Here is a 6,027-nt window from a genome sequence, read left to right as displayed (position 1 = left end):
GAATCAATGAAGGATCAGTTGCGTAAGATGGAGCCGATCTCATCGCGGGACGGCAACGCCGAGTAGGCACCGCGTCGTGTCGCGGTGACGGCGGCAGCCTTCTGGGCGGGCGGAATCGCATCGGCGATCGCCAACCCTCTCGCCAGCAGCGCGGCGACCACACCGCAGAAGGCATCGCCGCAGCCTGTCGTGTCGACCGCCGTGACGGGTTCCGCAGGAAAGGATTGCCGGCGCCCGCCCTCCATCAGCGTGCAGCCCTCGCCACCGCTCGTGACGATCGCGGCGCGGGCGGCGTGCAGTGACGGGCCCAGCGCTTGCGCCTCGAGCCGGTTGGCGATGACGAGGCTGCACTGCTCGACGAGGGCCTCGGCACCCGGCCAGAAAGGCGCCGGGTTGAACACCGTCGTGGCGCCCTGTCGGCGTGCCAAGGTGAGGATCACGCCGGTGGTGTCGAGCGCCAGGTTGCCTTGCAGGAGGACGACGTCGCCCTCGTGAAGACCGCGCAGGGCGGGCTCGGCCTGTGCGAAGGTCAAGGCAAGGGAGCAGGCGCTGGTGCTGACGATGCTGTTCTCGCCGCCGGGAAGCCCCATGAGCAGGGAGAAGTCGGTGGGATAGGGGAGCCGCGGCAGATCGAGCTTGGCGAAGCCTTCGCGTCGCAGACATCCTTCGAGCATCGCGGCTTCGGCGGGGTCGTTGCCGAGCGGCGCACAGAACCGCACCTCGCCGCCGCAGCGTGCCGCCACGACCGCCTGGTTCAGGCCCTTGCCGCCCGGCGCTCGTGCGTCGGGACGGCCGATCAGGGTTTCGCCGGGCAGCGGCAGGCGGGGCACCGCGAGCGGCAGGTCGAGCCCGGCATTGCCGATGACTGCGACGCGGCTCATGACGATGGCGCCTCGGCCATCAGGCGGTCCGCTCGCCGCGGAGGGGATAGGTCTCGAGAATGGCTCGGCATTGCACGATCAGGGCGGGCAGGTAGCTCTGATCGATCTCGAACTGGAACCAGTGCTTTTGCGTCAGGTGGTCCGGTGTGATCGCGACCTCCATCATGATCTGGCCGCGCGATGCGGCCTTGAGCAGCACGGAGAGATTCGGTTCCAGGCAGGACAGACGCGCCTCACCGGCAAGCGCTTCCAGAAGCTTCTCGGCTTCGCCTGTCCACCGGGTCAGCTCCGAGAGATGCAGGATGGGCCCGCGAACGACGACGCTGCCGCCGTCACCGCCGCATCGGACGGTAACCCTCAGCCAATTGCCGTCCCGGTAGTCCATGGTATCGGGAAACTGCCACCCATGCACCCAGATGCGCAATCCGGCGAGTTTCAGGTCGGCTGTGTGCGTCTCGTCCACAGGGCCATCGATAGCCTGTCGGCGGCGGATGAGAAAGGGTTGGCAGACTCTCCTCACTCTCTTCGATGAAAATGCGCTGGGGGCGCGCCACTCCAGTGGCGCGCCCCCAGCGCATTTTCGTAGAAGGGCTTTGAGGCGGCTACTCTGCGGCCGTCTTCGGCTCCGCATTTGGCGCCACCGCGGCCTTGCCGGAGACGCGCTCACGCAGGGACTGGAAGACGACGTACAGCATCGGGATGACGAAAATGCCCAGGACGGCGGCGGCGATCATGCCGCCGAACACCGGCGTGCCGACGGCGCGGCGGCTGGCGGCGCCGGCGCCTTCCGCGAAGACCAGCGGCAACAGGCCGAGGATGAAGGCGAAGCTGGTCATCGCCACGGGCCGGAAGCGCAGGCGGGCGCCCTCGATCGCCGAGTCGAGCAGGCCGTTGCCATGCCGGCGCTGCTCGACGGCGAACTCGACGATCAGAATGCCGTTCTTGGCGGCGAGCGCTACCAGAACCACCAGGCCGATCTGGGCGTAGACGTCGAAGGCGAGCCCGGCGAGCACCACGCAGACGATCGCCCCCAGCACGGCAACGCTGACCGACAGCAGAACCGGAATCGGGATATTCCAGCTCTCGTACAGCGCCACCAGGAACAGGTAGGCGAACAGGATGGCGAGCCCGAGCACGATGGCGGTCTGGCCACTCGCGGCCTTCTCCTGCAGCGCCGTCGCCGTCCATTCGAAGCCGTAGCCCGGTGGCAGTGTCGAGCCTGCAATGCGCTCCATGGCGGCCAGCGCCTGGCCCGAGCTGACTCCCGGCGCGGGGGCGCCATTGATGATTGCGGCGCGGAAGCCGTTGTAGCGGATCACCGTCTGCGGCCCCTGCACCAGGCGCGCCTGGGCAAGCGCGCGGATCGGCACCATGGCGCCCTGGTTGTTGCGCACGTAGACGCGGTAGATGTCGTCGATGGCGTCCCGGTTGCGCGCCTCCGACTGGATGTTGACCTGCCAGGTGCGGCCGAACAGGTTGAAGTCGTTGACGTAGTAGCCGCCCAGGGTCGATTGGAGGGCGTTGAACACGTCGCTCACCTTGACGCCCAGCACCTGCGCCTTGTCGCGGTCGATATCGAGATAGATCTGCGGCGTGTCGGCGGCGAAGGTGGTGAACACGCCGGCGAGCTCGGGTTGCTGGTTGGCTGCCACGAGCAGCGCGCGCGTCGCCGCCGAGAGGTCGTTGGGCGACTGGCCCTGCAGGGCCTCGAGCACGAACTGGAAGCCGCCGGTGCTGCCGAGGCCCAGGATCGGGGGCAGGTTGAAGGGGAAGACGACGGCGCCCTGGATGGCGGCGAGCCTCGGCCGCAGGGCCGCCAGGATGGCATCGACTTTCTGCGCCGCCGCGGTACGGTCCTCGTAGGGATTCAGCCGGACGACGAAGAACGCACTGTTGGATGACACCACGTAGTCGATGAAGTTGAGCCCGACAACCGAGACCACGCCCTGCACGCCGGGCATCGGCCCGACGATGTTCTCGACCTCGGTCACGATTGCCTCGGTGCGGTTGAGCGAGGCGCCCTCGGGCAGGCGCATGGCGATGAAGAAGGCGCCCTGGTCTTCCGCCGGCAGGAAGCCTTGCGGCGTCATGCGGAACAGGCCGAACGCGGCCCCGCCGACCAGGATCGCGGCGACGACGCCGAAGGCTGCCCAGCGCACCAGGCGGCGCACGATCGCGACATAGCCATCGCGCAACCAGTCGACGGCCCCCAGCACCCGCCGCATCGGCCCGCCGAGCGGCTGGCCGCGCTTCAAGAGCACGGCACAGAGCGCGGGGCTGAGGGTCAGCGCATTGATCGCCGAGATCACCATCGAGGCCGACACGGCGACGGCGAACTGGCGGAACAGCGTGCCGCTGACGCCGGGGATGAAAGCCACCGGCACGAACACCGAGAGCAGCACCAGGGTGATGGCGATGATCGGTGCGGTGATCTCCGACATCGCTTTCCTGGTCGCTTGCGCGACGGTGAGGTCCGGCTCCTCCTCGATGACGCGCTCGACATTCTCGATCACCACGATCGCATCGTCGACGACGATGCCGATGGCCAGCACCAGCGCCAGCAGCGACACGGTATTGGCCGAGTAGCCGATCAGCAGCAGCACGGCGAAGGTGCCGACGATCGACACCGGCACGGCGAGCAGCGGGATCAGGGTCGTGCGCAGCTTGCCGAGGAAGAGGAAGACCACGACGGCGACCAGCAGGAAGGCGATGACCAGCGTGTGCACCACCTCGTCGATGGTCGAGGTCACGAACACCGTCGAGTCGTAGAACACTTCGTAGTCGAGGTCGTCGGGGAAGCGCTGCTTCAGGCTCTCCATGACCTGACGGACGTTGGCGGCGACCTCGACGGCGTTGGCGCCGGGCGCCTGGAAGATGCCGATGGCGGCCGCCGGCGCGCCGTTGAAGCGCGAGTAGCGCTCCTGGCTCTTGGCGCCGAGGTCGGCGCGCGCCACGTCCTTGATGCGCACCACCGAGCCGTCGGGATTGGCGCGCACCACGATGTTGCTGAACTGCTCGGGCCGGGTGAGGCGGCCTTGGGTCTTGATGGTCAGCTGGAACTGCTGGTCGGGCGACAGCGGCGCGGCGCCGATGCGGCCGAGCGCCGCCTGCACGTTCTGGCCCTGCACCGCCGCCACGATGTCGGACGGCGTCAGATTGAAGGCGGTCAGCCGGTCAGGGTCGAGCCACAGCCGGAGCGAATAGTCGAGCGCGCCGAACAGGCTCGCCTGGCCGACGCCGCGCACCCGGCTCAGCGGATCGAGCACGTTGATGGTGGCGTAGTTGTTGAGCCACAGTGCGTCGTGCGTGTTGCGCGGCGAATGGAGCGTGATGATCTGCAGGAGCGCCGCCGACTTCTTGCGGATGGTCAGGCCCTGCCGCTGCACTTCCTGCGGCAGGAGCGGCGTCGCGAGCTGGGCGCGGTTCTGCACGTTCACCGTGTTGATGTCGGGATCGGTGCCGAGGGCGAAGGTGATGGTGAGCGTATAGCTGCCGTCGGTACCGCTGGCCGACTGGTAGTAGAGTGCGTTGTCGACCCCGGTGATCTGCTGCTCGATCGGCTGAGCCACCGTCGCCTCGACCACCTCGGCGTCGGCGCCGGGGTAGACCGTGGTTAGGGTCACCTGCGGCGGCACGATGTCGGGGAACTGCGCCACCGGGATCCGCAGGATGGCGAGCAAGCCGGCGAGCGTGATCACGATCGACACGACGAAGGCGAGTCGCGGCCGGTCGATGAAGAGGCCGGAGATCATCGCCCCCTCTCCTGGCGCCCCACTGCCTGGCGTCGGTCCGGCGGCGGCAGGACGGCCTCCTGCACGACCTGACCGGGCCGTACCTTCTGGATGCCGTCGACGATCACCTTGTCGCCCTCGGTGAGCCCGGAGACGACGACGATGTCGGTGTCACGGCTGGGTCCGGTCTGGACGCGCCGCTGCTCGACCTTGTGCTGGCCGTCGACGACCAGCACGTAGTAGCCCGACTGGTCGACCTGCAGGGCGGCCTGCGGCACGACCAGGCGCTGCTCCTCCTGGCGTTCGCGGATCACCGCGGTGACGAACTCGCCGTCGATCAGCTCGCCATCCGGGTTGGGCACGGTGGCGCGCATGATGAGCGTGTCGGTCTGCTGGTCGACCTGCGGATCGGTGAAATTCCAGATGCCGCGCTGCGGGTACTCGTGACCGTCCGACTGCCGGATCAAGATGTCGATCTTTGCCATCCCGCCGCCCTCTTGCCGCCGTGCCTCGCGGATCGCCTGCAGCTCGCGAACGCTCACCGGGAATACGACATAGACCGGGTTCTGGCTGACGATCGTCGCCAGCACGCCGCTGGTCGGGTTGACGAGGTTGCCGACCGTGTAGGCCGTCCGGCCGATGCGGCCGTCGATCGGCGCGCGGATGTCGGCGTAGCCGAGGTTGATTTCGGCGAGGGTAAGCGCAGCGCGCGCCTGCATGATGCGCCCGTTCGCCTGGTCGAGGGCGGCCTTGTTCTGGTCGACCTGGCTTTGCGGGCTGTATTGGCGTTGGCTGAGCTCGAGCTGGCGCTTGTACTGCAGCTGGGCATTGGTCCGCTCGGCCTCGGCGACGGCGAGGTTGGCCTTGGCGTCCTCGACGCGGGCCAGGAACTGGGATTTGTCGATCTGGTAGAGCAGGTCGCCCGCCTTGATGACCTGGCCCTCGCGGAACAGCACCTTGTCGAGGAAGCCTTCGACGCGGGCGCGGACCTCGACCTTCTCGATCGCCTTGATGCGGCCGACGAACTCGAACGACTGGCTGACGCCGCGCAGGCCGGCCGGGCGCACGCCGACCCCCGGCGCCGGCATCGCCTGGGCAGCGGCAGGGGCCGAGGCCGCGGAGGGCTTCAGCAGAAGCCATCCGCCGCCGGCCGCGATCACCAGCACGACGAGACCGGCAACGACAATCCAACGCGACTTCGAAGGGGCAGGGCGAGCTTCGTCCGGCATGTGTCACTCCCGACGACAGGCGCGTCGCGTCCCCGCAGCCGCGATGGCCAATCGTTGGAGGCCAGCATCGAGCCGACAGGCCGGCGACGAAAGACATACCTTGGTATGATCGACCTGACCCACGAGCGAGTCTTTCTCACGTGTGAGCTAGGGGAACGAGGGTGGGCGTCGCGCCACGCTGAACGG

Annotated in this window: 4 protein-coding genes; all 4 read right to left on the bottom strand. The window is 68.1% G+C overall.

The genetic code is table 11. From position 1 onward, the window contains the following. Positions 1-14: 14 nt before the first annotated feature. The 4 genes from AB7O82_RS34070 to AB7O82_RS34055 all read right to left on the bottom strand — a co-directional run bounded on the left by AB7O82_RS34070 (position 15) and on the right by AB7O82_RS34055 (position 5,841). Positions 15-881 carry a ribokinase gene (locus tag AB7O82_RS34070; protein WP_428551232.1) on the bottom strand — a complete coding sequence of 289 codons (867 nt, stop codon included), beginning with the start codon at positions 879-881 and terminating at the stop codon, positions 15-17. A 19-nt stretch (positions 882-900) separates the two neighbouring features. Continuing rightward, positions 901-1,344 carry a WapI family immunity protein gene (locus tag AB7O82_RS34065; protein WP_428621399.1) on the bottom strand — a complete coding sequence of 148 codons (444 nt, stop codon included), beginning with the start codon at positions 1,342-1,344 and terminating at the stop codon, positions 901-903. A 139-nt stretch (positions 1,345-1,483) separates the two neighbouring features. Further along, positions 1,484-4,633 (bottom strand): efflux RND transporter permease subunit, encoded by a 3,150-nt coding sequence (locus tag AB7O82_RS34060; RefSeq protein WP_428621398.1) that lies wholly within the window; start codon positions 4,631-4,633, stop codon positions 1,484-1,486. After that, complete coding sequence (locus AB7O82_RS34055; protein ID WP_428621397.1) at positions 4,630-5,841, bottom strand: efflux RND transporter periplasmic adaptor subunit; 1,212 nt, start codon at positions 5,839-5,841, stop codon at positions 4,630-4,632. Before AB7O82_RS34055 ends, AB7O82_RS34060 begins: the two co-directional genes overlap by 4 nt. Between the last annotated feature and the right edge of the window lie 186 nt (positions 5,842-6,027).

It is taken from the genome of Reyranella sp. (assembly GCF_050185545.1).
Lineage (GTDB): Bacteria > Pseudomonadota > Alphaproteobacteria > Reyranellales > Reyranellaceae > Reyranella.
Note: the sequence above shows the minus strand (reverse complement) of the source record. Positions and strands in the feature narration are given on the sequence as shown.

Bases quoted from the DNA above. Each gene is read 5' to 3' on its own strand.
- AB7O82_RS34070 (WP_428551232.1), bottom strand. From the start codon at position 881: ATGAGCCGCGTCGCAGTCATCGGCAATGCCGGGCTCGACCTGCCGCTC.
- AB7O82_RS34060 (WP_428621398.1), bottom strand. From the start codon at position 4,633: ATGATCTCCGGCCTCTTCATCGACCGGCCGCGACTCGCCTTCGTCGTG.
- AB7O82_RS34055 (WP_428621397.1), bottom strand. From the start codon at position 5,841: ATGCCGGACGAAGCTCGCCCTGCCCCTTCGAAGTCGCGTTGGATTGTC.